Source organism: Actinomadura sp. 7K534 (assembly GCF_004348575.1).
GTDB classification, from domain to species: Bacteria; Actinomycetota; Actinomycetes; order Streptosporangiales; family Streptosporangiaceae; genus Spirillospora; species Spirillospora livida.
This window is the reverse complement of record NZ_SMKB01000022.1, coordinates 14,950-27,893: the sequence shown is the minus strand read 5'-3', so window position 1 is coordinate 27,893 and position 12,944 is coordinate 14,950. Positions and strand designations below refer to the sequence as shown.

Genomic DNA, 12,944 nt, shown 5'->3' with positions numbered 1-12,944 from the left:
CGCGCCGTCCGGCTCACCGTGACCGAACAGGACGGAGCCGTCCACGCCCTGGGATGATGCCCGGCATGGATCTTCAGGAAGTCGAGGCGGTGGCGGGGCGGCTCGCCGGCGAGTTCGGCATCCGGCCGCCCAAGGTCACCTCCGGCCGGGTACCGCGTTCGATGCGGCTCGGCATCCGCGCGAAGGTCTGGTGGGGGAGGCGGCTCAGGCTGGTGATCGGTCCGGCGGCGGAGCGCCTTGAGCCGGAGGTGCTGGAGGGGGAACTGGCGTCCGCGATGGCCGCCTTCACACTTCGGGGCGGTCTCATCGCGCGGTGCCTCCTGACTTACGGAGCGGCCATCGCCTGCCAGCTCGTCCTCCTGGCGCTCGTAGTAAGCATTCATCCGTCGTGGGGGAATTACATCGTCAACGGGGCCATACCGCTCTGGGTCGCTTTGTGCATCGCGCTCTACCGGGGTTTCGTTTACCGGTCGGATCGCAAGGTCGCCGACGTGCTCGGCGCGAGCACGCTCTTCCCCGTCCTCGATGCCGAGCGACGGCTCTCATCGAACGGCTGGGTCCACCTCTGGGCCCTCCCCCATGCGGACCGCCGCGCCGAACGCATCGCTATCCTGCGGCTCGCCGACGAGACCGCCGAGGATCACCGGGGTCTTCTGGACCGGCTGAGCGATGGCCGAGGATGCGGTTGACCTCAAGTTGGGTTGAGGGAGCACGCTCGTGGGGAGGGGCCCGGAGCGGCCGGGTCGCGTGCACGGGGAGGGTGCATGTCCATCCAGCTCGACCACATCATCGTCCCGGCGAGGGACAAGAAGACCTCCGCCGAGTTCCTCGCGCGCATCCTGGGGCTTGAGGCAGGGGCCCAGACGGGGCCGTTCATCCCGGTGAAGACCGGGAACGGGGTGACGCTCGACTTCATGGACTCCGATGACTTCCGTTCGCAGCACTGCGCGTTCCTGGTGCCGGACGAGGAGTTCGACGCCATGTTCGCCCGTATCAAGGAGTCCGGCGCGCACTACTACGCCCATCCGGACGGTTCCGGCGTGGGGCAGATCAATACGCGGGACGGCGGGCGCGGTGTCTATTTCACCGATCCCGGCGGGCACAACATGGAGATCCTGACCGTCCCCTACGGGGGATGGGCATAGGACGGTCCCCGGCTCACCACTGAGGAGTTCCCGAAGCCCGTATCCCGGTAGGGGCTGAGGTGTGGTGGTATGTCCAGGGCAGTTCTGGACTCGGGGGGTGCGTGCTGGTCGGGGGGCGTAGGTCGCGGCCGTGGGGGACGGTTTTCCTCGAACGGTTCCAGCACCCTGCGCAGATCGTGGCCACCGGGTTCCTGGTCACGATCCTCACGGGGACGCTGCTGCTGTCGCTGCCGGTGGCCACGGCCGAGCCTGGCTCGGCCCCGCTGGTGGACGCGCTGTTCACCGCCACGTCGGCGGTGTGCGTCACCGGTCTGGTCGTCGTCGACACCGGCTCGCACTGGACGATGTTCGGCGACCTCGTCATCCTCGGGCTCGTCCAGGTGGGCGGGCTGGGCCTGATGACGCTGGCGACCCTGTTCGCCATCCTGCTGTCCCGCCGGGTGGGGCTCCGGGCCCGGCTCGCGGCCCAGGTGGAGACCAAGACCCTGCGGATGACGGACGTGCGCCGGGTCGTCCGGCGGGTGGTGGTCTTCAGCCTGGTGTCCGAGGCCGTCGTGGCGGCGGTGCTCACCGGACGGTTCCTCGTCGGTTACGGCGAGTCCCCCGGCCGCGCCGCGTACCTGGGCGGGTTCCACGCGGTTTCGGCGTTCAACAATGCAGGGTTCGCGCTGTGGCCGGACAGCCTCACACGGTTCGCGGGCGATCCGTGGATCATCCTGACCGTCTGCACGGCGGTCATCGTCGGCGGGCTCGGCTTCCCGGTGGTGTTCGAACTGGCCCGGGACTGGCGGCGGCCGCGGGGCTGGTCGATCCTCACGCGCGTCACCGTGGCCGCCACGGTGGTGCTGCTGTCGGTGGGGACGGTGCTGCTGTCGGCGGCCGAGTGGAGCAATCCGGGCACCCTGGGCGCGCTGCCCGAATCCGACCGGCTGCCGAACGGCTTCATGATGGCCGTGATGCCCCGCAGCGGCGGGCTCAACGCCGTCGACGTCGCCCAGATGCGCCCCGAGAGCTGGCTGGTCACCGACGTGCTGATGTTCATCGGGGGCGGCAGCGCCGGAACCGCGGGCGGCATCAAGGTCACCACGTTCGGGCTGCTGGGCTTCGTGCTGTGGGCCGAGATGCGCGGCGAGACGCACGTGAACGTGGGGCACCGCCGGCTGCCCGACGGCACCCAGCGCCAGGCGATCTCGATCGTGCTCCTCGGCATCGCCATGGTCACCGCCGGAACGTTCGCCCTGCTCGTGATGACCTCCCATACGCTGGAGCGTGTGCTGTTCGAAGTCGTGTCGGCGTTCGGCACCGTGGGGCTGTCCACCGGGATCACCGCCGAACTGCCCCCGGCCGGGAAGGTGCTGCTCGTCGTGCTGATGTTCGTCGGGCGCATCGGCCCGCTCACCTTCGCCACCGCGCTCGCCCTGCGGGAACGCACCCGCCGCTACGAACTCCCCGTGGAAAGGCCGATCGTTGGCTGAGAATCTTCCCGTCGTGGTGATCGGCATGGGCCGGTTCGGCTCGGCGCTGGCCCTGGAACTGGCCCGGCGCGGCACCGAGGTCCTCGCCATCGACAACCGTCCGAAGGTCGTCCAGGCGCTGTCGGGGCGGCTCACCCACGTCATCACCGCCGACGCCACCGACATCGACGCGCTCCGCGAGCTCGGGGTCGACGAGTTCTACCGGGCCGTGGTCGCCATCGGCGGCGACCTGGAGGCCAGCATCCTGACGACATCGCTGCTGGCGGAGCTGGAGATCGACGACATCTGGGCCAAGGCCGTCACCCACCAGCACAAGCGCATCCTGGAGCGGATCGGCGCCAACCACATCGTGCTGCCCGAGCACGACATGGGCGAGCGCGTCGCCCACCTGGTCAGCGGCCGGATGCTCGACTACATCGAGGTGGACGAGGACTTCGCGCTCATCAAGACGCGCCCGCCCAGGGAGATCGTCGGCATCCCCCTGGGCGAGACGCGCCTGCGGACCAAGTACGGCGTGACGGTGGTGAGCGTGAAGTCGATCGACGAGCCGTTCACCTACGCCACGGCCGACACCGTCCTGCAGTACGGGGACGTCATCCTGGTCGCCGGCCCCATCGCCAAGGTCGAACGCCTCGCCGACCGCACCTGACGCGGGCCCGGGTCAGACGCCGAGGGAGCGGCCGATGATCTCTTTCATGATCTCGGTGGTGCCGCCGAAGATGGTCTGGATGCGGACGTCCTGGTACGCCTTGGCGATCGGGTACTCGGTCATGTAGCCGTAGCCGCCGTGGAGCTGGACGCAGCGGTCCACGACCCGCTTGAGCAGCTCGGTGTTCCAGTACTTGAGCATCGCCGCCTCTTCGGCGGACAGCTCCCCCTCGCCCTCCTTGACGATGCAGTCGTCGGTGAAGGCGCGGGTGACGGTCAGCTCCGTCTTCATCTCCGCGAGGGTGAAGCGGTTGTGCTGGAACTTGCCGATGGGACGGCCGAACGCCTCGCGGGTCTTGCAGTACTCCAGGGTCTGCTCGAAGGCGACCTCCGCGGCGGCCTGGGCGGTCGCGCCGATGGACAGGCGCTCGCGGGCGAGGTTCTGCATCAGGTAGATGAACCCCATGCCCTCCTCGCCGAGGAGGTTCTCCTTGGGGACGCGGACGTTGTCGAAGAACAGCTCGGCGGTGTCCTGCGCGTGCATGCCGACCTTGTCGAGGTTGCGGCCGCGTTCGAAGCCCGCCATGCCGCGCTCGACCATCAGGAGGCTGACGCCCCTGGCCCCGGCGGACGGGTCGGTCTTGGCGACGACGATGACGATGTCGGCGAGGATGCCGTTGGAGATGAACGTCTTCGAGCCGTTCAGGACGTAGTCGTCGCCGTCCTTGACCGCGGTGGTCTTGATGCCCTGGAGGTCGGAGCCGGCGGCGGGCTCGGTCATCGCGATCGCGGAGATGAGCTCGCCGGAGCAGTAGCCGGGGAACCAGCGGGCCTTCTGCTCGTCATTGCAGAGCTGCCGCAGGTAACCGCCGTTGATGTCGTTGTGGACGGCGAAGCCGGGACCGTGGACGCTCGCCCGCGCCAGCTCCTCGTTGAAGATCACGTAGTAGCGGTAGTCGTCGTTGCCGCCGCCCCCGTACTCCTCCGGCATGTCGATGCCGAGCAGGCCCGCGCGCCCGGCCGCGAGCCACACCTCGCGCGAGACGATCCCGTCCTTCTCCCACTGCTCGTGGTGGGGGGCGATCTCCTTCTCGATGAAGGACCGCACCATGTCGCGGAACGCCTCGTGCTCGTCGGTGTAGATATCCCGTCCCATCCGGCGGTCTCCCTCGGTAAGTGCTCGCTGATACACGATTAATGTAACACTGGCACTGTCACATACAGGGAGGCGGGATGGAACTGACCGTGGACGAGCTGGCCTCCCGCGCCGGGGTCACCGTCCGGACCGTGCGGTTCTACGCCGGGCGCGGCCTTCTCCCGCCCCCGAAGCTGCGCGGCCGGACCGGCCTGTACGGCCCCGAGCACCTCGCGCGGCTGGAACTCGTCCGCGAACTCCAGTCGCTCGGGCTCACGCTCGCCTCCATCGAGAAGCACCTGCAGAAGATCCCGCTGGACGCGCCCGCCGAGGACCTCGCGCTGCAGCGCGCCCTGCTGTCGCCGTGGGCCCCGGAGCGCCCCGAGGACCTCGACCGGCACGAACTGGACCGGCGCGCCGGGCGGCACCTGGACGACGACCTGCTGAAACGCCTGGAGGCCCTGGGCGTCGTCGAGTTCGTCTCGGACGACGTCGTCCGGGTGGTCAGCCCCGCGCTGCTCGGCAGCAGCGCCGAACTGGCCGCGCTGCCGATGCCGCTGGACACGCTGATCGCCTCGCACGAGGCCGTCGACCGGCACACGACCGCGCTGGCCGCCGAGCTGCAGCGGGCCTTCCAGGACACCGTCGTCCGGCCGTACCGGGAGGGCGGCCGGTCCCCCGAGGAGCGGGAGCGGCTCATGGACATGGCAGGGAAGCTGAAGCCCCTGATGATCCAGTCGCTCGTCACGTCGTTCCAGCGGGCCGTGGACAAGGCCATCCGGCAGTCCGTGCCGGACTGACCGGGGTCAGGCGCCCTTCCACTCCTGCTCCTGGTACTTGACCAGGTGCGGGTGGGCGAGCGTGTTGGTCTCCACATCGCGGGCCCTGCGGTCCTTGGGGAAGACCGTCGACGCCTGGAGAAGCTGCTCGTCCATGAAGCGGAGGCCAGGGACGTCGGACGCGAGCCTGAGCGCCGGAGGCTTCTCGGTCGGCGCCGCTAGGACGTACCCCCAGTCCCCGAAGCTCGGCACGTCCACGTGGTACGGGACGGTCGCCAGCCCCGCGGCGGCGATCGACTTCTCGATGCTCCAGAACGACTTCGGGGCGAAGTACGGCGACCCCGACTGGACGACCATCCGCCCGCCGGGCGCGAGCACCCGCTTCACCATGCCGTAGAACTCGACCGAGTACAGCTTGGCGGTCGCGACGTCGTCGGGGTCGGGCATGTCCACGATGATCGTGTCGAACTGCTCGTTCAGGCCGCGCAGCCAGGTGAACGCGTCCGCCTCGACGGTCCTGGCGCGCGGATCCTCGAACGCGCGGTCGTTGAGGGACGCGAGCGGCCCGTACTCGCGCGCCAGGCGCAGCATCTCCGGGTCCAGCTCGACCAGCGTCGCGCTCCGGACGCTCTCGTACCGCAGCACCTCGCGCAGCGCCAGACCGTCCCCGCCGCCGAGGACGAGGACCCTGCCGTGCGGCCCCGACATGATCGGGTGGACGAGCGACTCGTGGTACCGGTACTCGTCCACGGAGGAGAACTGGAGGTCCCCGTTCAGGAACAGCCGCAGGTCCGGCCGGCCCGACAGCGCGACCTGCCGGGTGATGACGATCTCCTGGTACGGGGTCTGCTTGGACAGCACGATCGGGTCCCGGTAGAGGACCTGCCGGGCCGAGACCTCGAACTCGTCGGCCATGACGTACGTCCCGCCGAGGACGACCAGCACCGCCACCATCGTCGACCAGAGCGCGGCCTGGACCCCGCGGCCGACCTCCCGCCGGAACAGCCACAGCACCACCGCGATCCCCGCCACCACGTTGACCGCGCCGACCAGCAGCGCGCCCCTGATGTGCCCGAAGACCGGCAGCAGCAGGAACGGGAACGCCAGCCCGCCGAGCAGCGCGCCCACGTAGTCGGCGGCGAACAGGTCGGCGACGGCGGCGCCCGCCTCCTGCCGCCGTATCCGCTGCAGCAGCGTCATCAGGAGCGGCAGCTCCGCGCCGATCAGCGCCCCGACGAGGAACGCCACCACGATCAGGACGGGGTTGTACAGGCTGAGCCACGCGAACGCCGCGTACAGCGCCAGCACCGACAGCCCGCCGACCAGCGCCAGCACGGCCTCCACGATCGCGAACGCCGGGACCGGCCAGCGCCGCAGCGGCTTGGCGAGCAGCGAGCCGACGCCCATCGCGAAGACCATCACCGACAGCACGATCGACGCCTGGGTGACCGAGTTGCCCATCAGGTAGCTGCCCAGGGCCACCAGTGCCAGCTCGTACACCAGGCCGCAGGCGGCGCAGGTGAACACGGCCGCCAGCACGAGCGCACGCGCGAGCCGCGCCGGGATGCCGAGCGACGCCCGGCCCTCCTCGACGGCCTCGCCCGGCTCCGGCCGCACGGCCGTGTCCTCGGCCATCAGCCGTTGCCCCGCAGCGTCAGCACCCGCGGCACCACGTCGCCCCCCTTCGCGCCGGGGTGGTCAGGAGACCGCCCCGGCGACGATCGCGGCGAGGCCCAGGTCGGCGGCGGAGACCACCCAGCCGGCCGGGTGGATCTTCGCGCCGGCGCCGCCCTCGTCCACGAGCGTCGCGCCGAGCTTGCCGGGCGTCGTCACGTCCAGGAGCAGGAACGCGATGACCATCAGCACGATGCCGATGCCGCCGAACACCGCCGTGTCGATGAGGCCGGCGCCCAGGTCGTCGTCGCTGGTGATGATCGCCGTGGTGACGATGATGCCGACGCTGAACAGCTTCACCGCGAGCAGCAGCGCGGCGCCCTTGTTGCCGTCGGTCCAGATCTGCTTGCCCAGCTTGCCGGGCGTCATCAGCTCCACGGCCAGGTAGCCGACCGCCATGAGGGCGATGCCGACCGCGCCGTAGGCGAAGGTCGCGCCGATCTCGTTGAGCATGCCGTCGTTCATCTATCGCTCCTCATTTGCCCGACCCTGGCCCGCCGCCGCGGAACGACGCCGCGCCGCCGGTGGTCCATCCGTTGCTTCCCGGCCGCAGCCAGACCCCGCCGATGTGCGAGTGGTAGCGGTCGTAGCCGCGCCGGGGGTTGTCGACGGTGATGCGGCTGCCCGCCCCGTCCGGCAGGACGCCGACGACCAGCTTGGGGTACTGCAGGAAGATCCCGCCCGCCGCGCCCCGGGTCGCCATGTCGTCCACCCGGCCGATCGGCTTGAACTTGCGGGAGATCTCCGAGGCGACCGCCTGCGGAGCCTTCGGGGACCGGTACGTGTCGTGCCCGGCCCTCGCGTACTTGTCGGCGATCCAGTCCCGGTTCGAGGTGCCGCAGGCCCCGAGGACCGGGACGACCAGAACCGCGGCGAGCACGCCGCCGAGCATCCTTCTTCTGCTGTTCACGATGGTTTCACCAGCCGGCTCCGCGTCATCACTATCTCCCGGGTCTGCGGGTAGGCGTGCCACGTCCGCCAGCCCAGCCCGATGTCGTCCGGTGCGGGGGTCTCCAGTGCGAGGGCGGTGACGGCGTGGCGTGAGCCGGGGAAGTCCCCGGTCAGCGCGTCACCGCGGTCGGCCAGCCGCGCGCAGACCGCCTCGACGGCGCGGGCGAACGCGGTGCCGTCGCTGTGGGTGGCCGTCGTCGCGGCGAAATCGTAGGTCCAGCCGGGGACGCTGGTGGTCGCGCGCCCCGGCAGCGGTTCGGCGTCGCCGGGCAGGCACGCCACCGTCTCGCTGAGCGGCCCGGCGATGACCTGGTGGGACGCGCCGAGCAGCCGCAGCTCCACGGTCAGGCCGGCCCGCTCCAGGGGCAGCACGGCGAGGGCCTCCAGGCGGGGCAGCCCGAGGGCGAAGGAGAGGGCGTCGGCGCGGGCGTCCGCGAAGGGGGTGTCGAGGGTGGCCCGCAAGATCAGGCACCGCCGCCCGGGTAGATGGTCATCGACCCGGTCGGCACGCGTTCGCCGAGGCCGGCCTCCCAGCGGCCGCCGCCGTACTGCTCGAACGACAGGTACTTGCCGCGCGGGCCCTCGTAGTCGACGTACTCGACGCGTCCCTGGACGCCGAGGCCGGTCGTGCCCTCACTGGTGTAGTCGGCGGTGCCGTGCTCCTCGCGTCGGTACTCCACGCCGTCCACGACGACCGTCCGAGCGCTGGGGGTCAGGTCGCCGATCTCGTGCTCCGTCCACCAGACGACCTCCAGGTCGGGGTCCTCCTCGACGGAGATCCACACCTTGGTGCCCTCGATGGTGTCGGCGTCGAGCAGGTGCTCGCTCCAGGTGAAGCCGCCCTCGCGCAGCCGCACCGACCCCCGCACGAAGTAGCGGACGCCGAGGTACTCGACCATGTCCCCCGCCTTCAGCGTCCGCGGGTCTCCCGCGACCTGGTCGCCGGGCGCGAACGGGTCCCGCGGGACCTGGGCGGCCGGCGCCGGGGCCGGTGTCCGGCGGCGCCCGAGCAGGACGACGATCAACACGATCAAGGCGATCAGGATCAGCACGAGCAGGATCACTATCGCCGTTCCGCTCACGGACACCTCCATCTTTTCGTCACCGTTCCTGGACAGACCCGCGGATCCTACCGACTGCGAACCGCCGTGCCCATACCGCGTCAGACGTACCAAAGGAACGGCCGGTTTCACACGGAAACAGATCAATCGGCACGAAACCGAATCCGAGCCGGAACAAGCGGTGGCCTGGGACGGAGAGTCCTCAGAGAGGGTCAGAGACGGTCGGCGGCGGCGGCGACGCGCTCGTCGGTGGCGGTGAACGCGATCCGGATGTGCCGCGCGCCGGCCGGGCCGTAGAACTCGCCGGGACCGACGAGGACGCCCAGGGACGCCAGGTGGGCGACGGTCTCCCAGCACGGCTCGTCCCGCGTGGCCCACAGGTACAGCGACGCCTCGGAATGGTCGATGCGGAAGCCGTGCCGCTCGAACGCGGCGCGCAGCGCGGCGCGGCGGCGGGCGTACCGCGCCCGCTGCTCGTCCACGTGCGCGTCGTCGTCGAACGCGACCGCCATCGCCGCCTGCACCGGGCCGGGGACGATCATCCCGGCGTGCTTGCGGACCTCGAGGAGCCGCTTGACGAGCGCGATGTCGCCCGTGACGAAGCCGGCGCGGTAGCCGGCCATGTTGGAGCGCTTGGAGAGGGAGTTGACGGCGAGCAGGCCCTCGTGGGACCCCTCGCACACGTCCGGGTGCAGGATCGAGACCGGCGGGCTGGCGTCCTCCCAGCCGAACTCCAGGTAGCACTCGTCGCTGACGACGATCGCGCCGCGGCCGCGCGCCCACGCGACGACCTTGCGCAGATGCTCGGCGGGCAGCACCTTGCCCGTCGGGTTCGACGGCGAGTTCACCCAGACGATCTTCGGCCGGACCGGGCCGAGGGAGAGCAGGCCGTCCGACGCGACGGGCGTCGCCCCGGCCAACCGGGCGCCCACGTCATAGGTCGGGTAGGCCAGCTCGGGGAAGACGACCCGGTCGCCGGGGCCCGCGCCGAGCAGCGTCGGCAGCCAGGCCACCAGCTCCTTGGTGCCGATGACGGGGAGCACCGCGTCCGGGTCGGCGCCCGAAACGCCGGCGCGGCGGCGCAGCCACCCGGCCGCCGCCTCGCGCAGCCGCGGCGTCCCGTAGGTCTGCGGGTACCCGGGCGCGTCGGCGGCGCCGGCCAGCGCCGCCCGGATCGGCTCGGGGGTGGGGTCCACGGGCGTCCCGACCGAGAGGTCGGCGATGCCGCCGGGGTGGGCGAGGGCCCGCTCCTTGTACGGCGCGAGCCGATCCCAGGGAAAGTCCGGCAGCGTGAACACGTTCCACCCCTATATCTGGAAAACCACGGGTCACTCCAGAACCCGCGAGGCCGTGGCCCTCCACCGGAAGTGGAGGCCACGGCCCGGAAATCGACGCAGGAGGCCCTGGGAAGCGCGCCCCTCCGGGCGCTCACCCGGCGCCAGGCCGGCCCCTCGTCACTCGTCGTGCTCCTGCGGGGGCAGCGCGGCGACGATCGGGTGATCCTTGTCGATCTTGCCGACCTTGGACGCCCCGCCCGGCGAACCGAGGTCGTCGAAGAACTCCACGTTGGCCTTGTAGAAGTCCTTCCACTGGTCAGGCGTGTCGTCCTCGTAGTAGATCGCCTCAACCGGGCAAACAGGCTCGCACGCACCACAGTCGACGCACTCATCCGGGTGGATGTAGAGCATGCGCTTGCCCTCGTAGATGCAGTCGACCGGGCACTCCTCGATGCATGCCTTGTCGAGCAGGTCCACGCAGGGCTGCGCGATGACGTAGGTCACGTCAGTGACTCCTCTCGGGTTTCCGGCCCCGCCGCACGGCACGGCTCACCGCAAGCTCGCTGTGAATAGTATGGCCACCACGGCGCCGTCGATTCGACACGGGGGTCCTCCATGTCAGGCCGCTTCGTCGCGCGCTTGGTGGTGTCCATCAGCAGCGCGGACGTGGGGCAGCGGATCTCGCTGCGCCGCCGTCTGCCAACGGGAGAGTACAGCGACGTCCTCGGCGTCCTCGAATCCTGGTCCGGGGATACGCTCACCGTGCGCCGCCGCGATGGTGAACTGGTCGAGATTCCGGAGAGCACCATGGTCGCGGCCAAGGTCGTCCCGCGGAACCCTCCGCCGCGCCGCAGACCGCGCGGCTGAGCCCCGCGCCCCCGGGAACGCCGCAAGTCAACGGGCCGGCGGGCCGGCCGGTGAGCCGGACGGCGGCGGGTCCGCCGCGACCTGCGCGGCCTCCTCGATGCGTCCGGTGTAGGTCTCTCCCGGCGTGAGCTTCTCGCCCTGGAACATCTCCGTCACCGTGACGAGGGTGAACCCTCGCTCCTTCAGGCCCTCGATCACCTCCGGGATGGAGTCGACGGTCGGCTTGTGGATGTCGTGGTACAGGACGATGTCGCCGTGGACCGGCTCGTGGATGCCCACCTTGGTGTTGCGGACGAGACTGCGGTGCCGCCAGTCCATGGTGTCGACGCTCCACAGGATCTGGGGCATCCCTACGGCGCGCGCGACCTTCTCGTCCGTCGCCCCGTACGGGGGCCGCATGAGCGCGGGCTCGACGCCCGTCACGTCCTTGACGGCCTCCTGCGTCCGCTCGATCTGCGACCGGACGCCCGCCGGCGACAGCCCGGTGAGGTCCCGGTGCGACCAGGTGTGGTTGGCGACCTCGTGGCCCTCCAGCACCATGCGCCGCACGAGGTCCGGATGCTCCCGGACCATCTGGCCCAGCATGAAGAACGTGGCGCGGACACCGGCCGCCTCGAGCGTGTCGAGCAGCCGGCCGGTGTGCTCTCCGGGGCCGTCGTCGAAAGTCAGGGAAACGCACTTCACCTGGTCGCAGTCGATGTCCCGGGGCGGTGGCGGGCTCGGCGGCCGGCTCGGCGAGGGAGGCCGCATCTCCTGCCGCAGCTTCTCCGCCGCGGCGGCCTGCCCTCCCGTCGCCTGCGTCTCGTTGCCGCCCGCGCACCCGGTGGCGGCCAGCAACATCCCGCCAAGAATAAGAACATGCCAATATCGCACCACGAGCCCCCGAACGTGTTGCCTCGGGCGGGTTCCTACCCCCGTCACGCGGATGACACGGGGAGTAACGGTGCGTAATGCGAAGATCATCCTTGACCGGATGATCACTCATGACCATCATGCAGGACCGCCCCACCCCGGAGACGCACCGGGGTAGGGCGGAGGGCTCAGCGGACGGGCCAGTCCGGGACCTCGGGCGGGAGGTCCTTGCTGACGCGCATCGGGAACGCCGCGTCGCGCTTCTCCAGGAAGGACGAGACGCCCTCGATCGCGTCCGCACCGCCGCCGAGCGCGGCCATGAGGCGCGAGTCGGCGGCGTGCGCGTCCCACGGGGACGGGGCCGACAGGCCCGACCACATGAGGCGGCGGATGGTCGCGACGGAGACCGCGGAGGTGTTGTCGGCGATCTCCCGGGCCAGCGCGTAGGCGGCGGGGAGCAGCTCGTCCGGCGGGAGGACGCGGGACACGAGGCGGCCCTCCAGCGCCTCCCGCGCGTCGAAGACGCGGCCGGTCGCGGCCCACTCCATGGCCTGGGCGATGCCGACGAGCCGGGGCAGGAACCAGCTGGACGCCGCCTCGGTGACGATGCCGCGCCGCGCGAACACGAACCCGAACCTGGCCTTCTCGCTGGCGAGCCGGACGTCCATCGGGAGCGTCATCGTGACGCCGACGCCGACCGCGGCGCCGTTGAACGCGCCGATGACCGGCTTGAGGCAGCGGGCGACGCGGAGCGCGACCATGCCGCCGCCGTCGCGCGGGGTGCCGTCGTCCAGCCGGTCGATCTCGCCGGGCAGCACCGCCTCGGCCTTGTCCTTGTCGAAGGTGTCGCCGCCGCCGCTCAGGTCGGCGCCCGCGCAGAACGCGCGCCCCGCGCCGGTCACGACCACCGCGCGGACGTCGTCGTCGGCGTCGATCCGGTCGAAGACGTCGATCATCTCGTCGCGCATGGTGAACGTGAACGCGTTCATCTTGTGCGGCCGGTTCAGCGTGACCGTCGCGATCCCGTCCCGAACCTCGTACTCGATCTCTGTGTACGGCACCTGCGATCCCTTCTGCGGC

General features: G+C 70.7%; 16 protein-coding genes. 6 read left to right on the top strand and 10 right to left on the bottom strand.

Annotated elements, in window-relative coordinates:
* Positions 1–65: 65 nt before the first annotated feature.
* From E1266_RS07345 to E1266_RS07330, 4 genes are all read left to right on the top strand, one after another.
* Positions 66–689, top strand: coding sequence for a hypothetical protein (locus E1266_RS07345; protein WP_132045093.1), 624 nt, complete (start codon positions 66–68; stop codon positions 687–689).
* A gap of 75 nt (positions 690–764) precedes the next feature.
* Entirely contained in the window at positions 765–1,145 is a 381-nt protein-coding gene (locus tag E1266_RS07340; RefSeq protein ID WP_132045091.1) for a VOC family protein, read from the top strand.
* Between the two features lie 101 nt (positions 1,146–1,246).
* Entirely contained in the window at positions 1,247–2,620 is a 1,374-nt protein-coding gene (locus E1266_RS07335; RefSeq protein ID WP_347876705.1) for a potassium transporter TrkG, read from the top strand.
* Complete coding sequence (locus E1266_RS07330; RefSeq protein WP_243718268.1) at positions 2,613–3,269, top strand: TrkA family potassium uptake protein; 657 nt, start codon at positions 2,613–2,615, stop codon at positions 3,267–3,269. The genes E1266_RS07335 and E1266_RS07330 overlap by 8 nt, the downstream gene beginning before the upstream one ends.
* Positions 3,270–3,281: 12 nt before the next feature.
* Here E1266_RS07330 and E1266_RS07325 read toward each other — a convergent pair whose 3' ends face one another.
* On the bottom strand, positions 3,282–4,424 hold the full coding sequence (locus E1266_RS07325) for an acyl-CoA dehydrogenase family protein (protein WP_132045089.1): 1,143 nt from the start codon (positions 4,422–4,424) through the stop codon (positions 3,282–3,284).
* Between the two features lie 77 nt (positions 4,425–4,501).
* Here E1266_RS07325 and E1266_RS07320 point away from each other — a divergent pair, with 77 nt between their 5' ends.
* On the top strand, positions 4,502–5,203 hold the full coding sequence (locus E1266_RS07320; protein WP_132045087.1) for a MerR family transcriptional regulator: 702 nt from the start codon (positions 4,502–4,504) through the stop codon (positions 5,201–5,203).
* Positions 5,204–5,209: 6 nt separating this feature from the next.
* On the opposite strand, the gene E1266_RS07315 is transcribed toward E1266_RS07320, so the two are convergent.
* From E1266_RS07315 to fdxA, 7 genes are all read right to left on the bottom strand, one after another.
* Positions 5,210–6,817 carry a polyamine aminopropyltransferase gene (locus E1266_RS07315; RefSeq protein WP_132045085.1) on the bottom strand — a complete coding sequence of 536 codons (1,608 nt, stop codon included), beginning with the start codon at positions 6,815–6,817 and terminating at the stop codon, positions 5,210–5,212.
* Positions 6,818–6,880: 63 nt separating this feature from the next.
* On the bottom strand, positions 6,881–7,321 hold the full coding sequence (locus E1266_RS07310) for a DUF350 domain-containing protein (RefSeq protein ID WP_132045083.1): 441 nt from the start codon (positions 7,319–7,321) through the stop codon (positions 6,881–6,883).
* 10 nt (positions 7,322–7,331) lie between these two features.
* Positions 7,332–7,766 (bottom strand): DUF4247 domain-containing protein, encoded by a 435-nt coding sequence (locus E1266_RS07305; protein ID WP_243718267.1) that lies wholly within the window; start codon positions 7,764–7,766, stop codon positions 7,332–7,334.
* Positions 7,763–8,269 carry a DUF2617 family protein gene (locus tag E1266_RS07300; RefSeq protein ID WP_132045081.1) on the bottom strand — a complete coding sequence of 169 codons (507 nt, stop codon included), beginning with the start codon at positions 8,267–8,269 and terminating at the stop codon, positions 7,763–7,765. Before E1266_RS07300 ends, E1266_RS07305 begins: the two co-directional genes overlap by 4 nt.
* A gap of 2 nt (positions 8,270–8,271) precedes the next feature.
* Positions 8,272–8,889, bottom strand: coding sequence for a DUF4178 domain-containing protein (locus tag E1266_RS07295; RefSeq protein WP_229808740.1), 618 nt, complete (start codon positions 8,887–8,889; stop codon positions 8,272–8,274).
* Between the two features lie 191 nt (positions 8,890–9,080).
* Complete coding sequence (gene dapC / locus E1266_RS07290; RefSeq protein ID WP_132045077.1) at positions 9,081–10,166, bottom strand: succinyldiaminopimelate transaminase; 1,086 nt, start codon at positions 10,164–10,166, stop codon at positions 9,081–9,083.
* Between the two features lie 156 nt (positions 10,167–10,322).
* Positions 10,323–10,649, bottom strand: a complete 327-nt coding sequence (gene fdxA / locus E1266_RS07285; protein ID WP_132045075.1) for a ferredoxin — start codon at positions 10,647–10,649, stop codon at positions 10,323–10,325.
* A 111-nt stretch (positions 10,650–10,760) separates the two neighbouring features.
* Between fdxA and E1266_RS07280 the strand changes: the two genes are divergently transcribed.
* On the top strand, positions 10,761–11,012 hold the full coding sequence (locus E1266_RS07280; RefSeq protein ID WP_132045073.1) for a hypothetical protein: 252 nt from the start codon (positions 10,761–10,763) through the stop codon (positions 11,010–11,012).
* A 27-nt stretch (positions 11,013–11,039) separates the two neighbouring features.
* Here E1266_RS07280 and E1266_RS07275 read toward each other — a convergent pair whose 3' ends face one another.
* Together E1266_RS07275 and E1266_RS07270 are read right to left on the bottom strand one after the other, a co-directional pair.
* A complete protein-coding gene (locus E1266_RS07275) occupies positions 11,040–11,852 on the bottom strand; it encodes a polysaccharide deacetylase family protein (protein WP_132045071.1) in 813 nt (270 codons plus the stop codon).
* 200 nt (positions 11,853–12,052) lie between these two features.
* Positions 12,053–12,925, bottom strand: coding sequence for a crotonase/enoyl-CoA hydratase family protein (locus E1266_RS07270; protein WP_132045069.1), 873 nt, complete (start codon positions 12,923–12,925; stop codon positions 12,053–12,055).
* Between the last annotated feature and the right edge of the window lie 19 nt (positions 12,926–12,944).

Excerpts from the sequence above, each read along its gene's own strand:
- E1266_RS07345 (WP_132045093.1), top strand. The coding sequence starts at position 66 with ATGGATCTTCAGGAAGTCGAGGCGGTGGCGGGGCGGCTCGCCGGCGAG.
- E1266_RS07340 (WP_132045091.1), top strand. The coding sequence starts at position 765 with ATGTCCATCCAGCTCGACCACATCATCGTCCCGGCGAGGGACAAGAAG.
- E1266_RS07325 (WP_132045089.1), bottom strand. The coding sequence starts at position 4,424 with ATGGGACGGGATATCTACACCGACGAGCACGAGGCGTTCCGCGACATG.
- E1266_RS07320 (WP_132045087.1), top strand. The coding sequence starts at position 4,502 with ATGGAACTGACCGTGGACGAGCTGGCCTCCCGCGCCGGGGTCACCGTC.
- E1266_RS07315 (WP_132045085.1), bottom strand. The coding sequence starts at position 6,817 with ATGGCCGAGGACACGGCCGTGCGGCCGGAGCCGGGCGAGGCCGTCGAG.
- E1266_RS07310 (WP_132045083.1), bottom strand. The coding sequence starts at position 7,321 with ATGAACGACGGCATGCTCAACGAGATCGGCGCGACCTTCGCCTACGGC.
- E1266_RS07280 (WP_132045073.1), top strand. The coding sequence starts at position 10,761 with ATGTCAGGCCGCTTCGTCGCGCGCTTGGTGGTGTCCATCAGCAGCGCG.
- E1266_RS07275 (WP_132045071.1), bottom strand. The coding sequence starts at position 11,852 with ATGTTGCTGGCCGCCACCGGGTGCGCGGGCGGCAACGAGACGCAGGCG.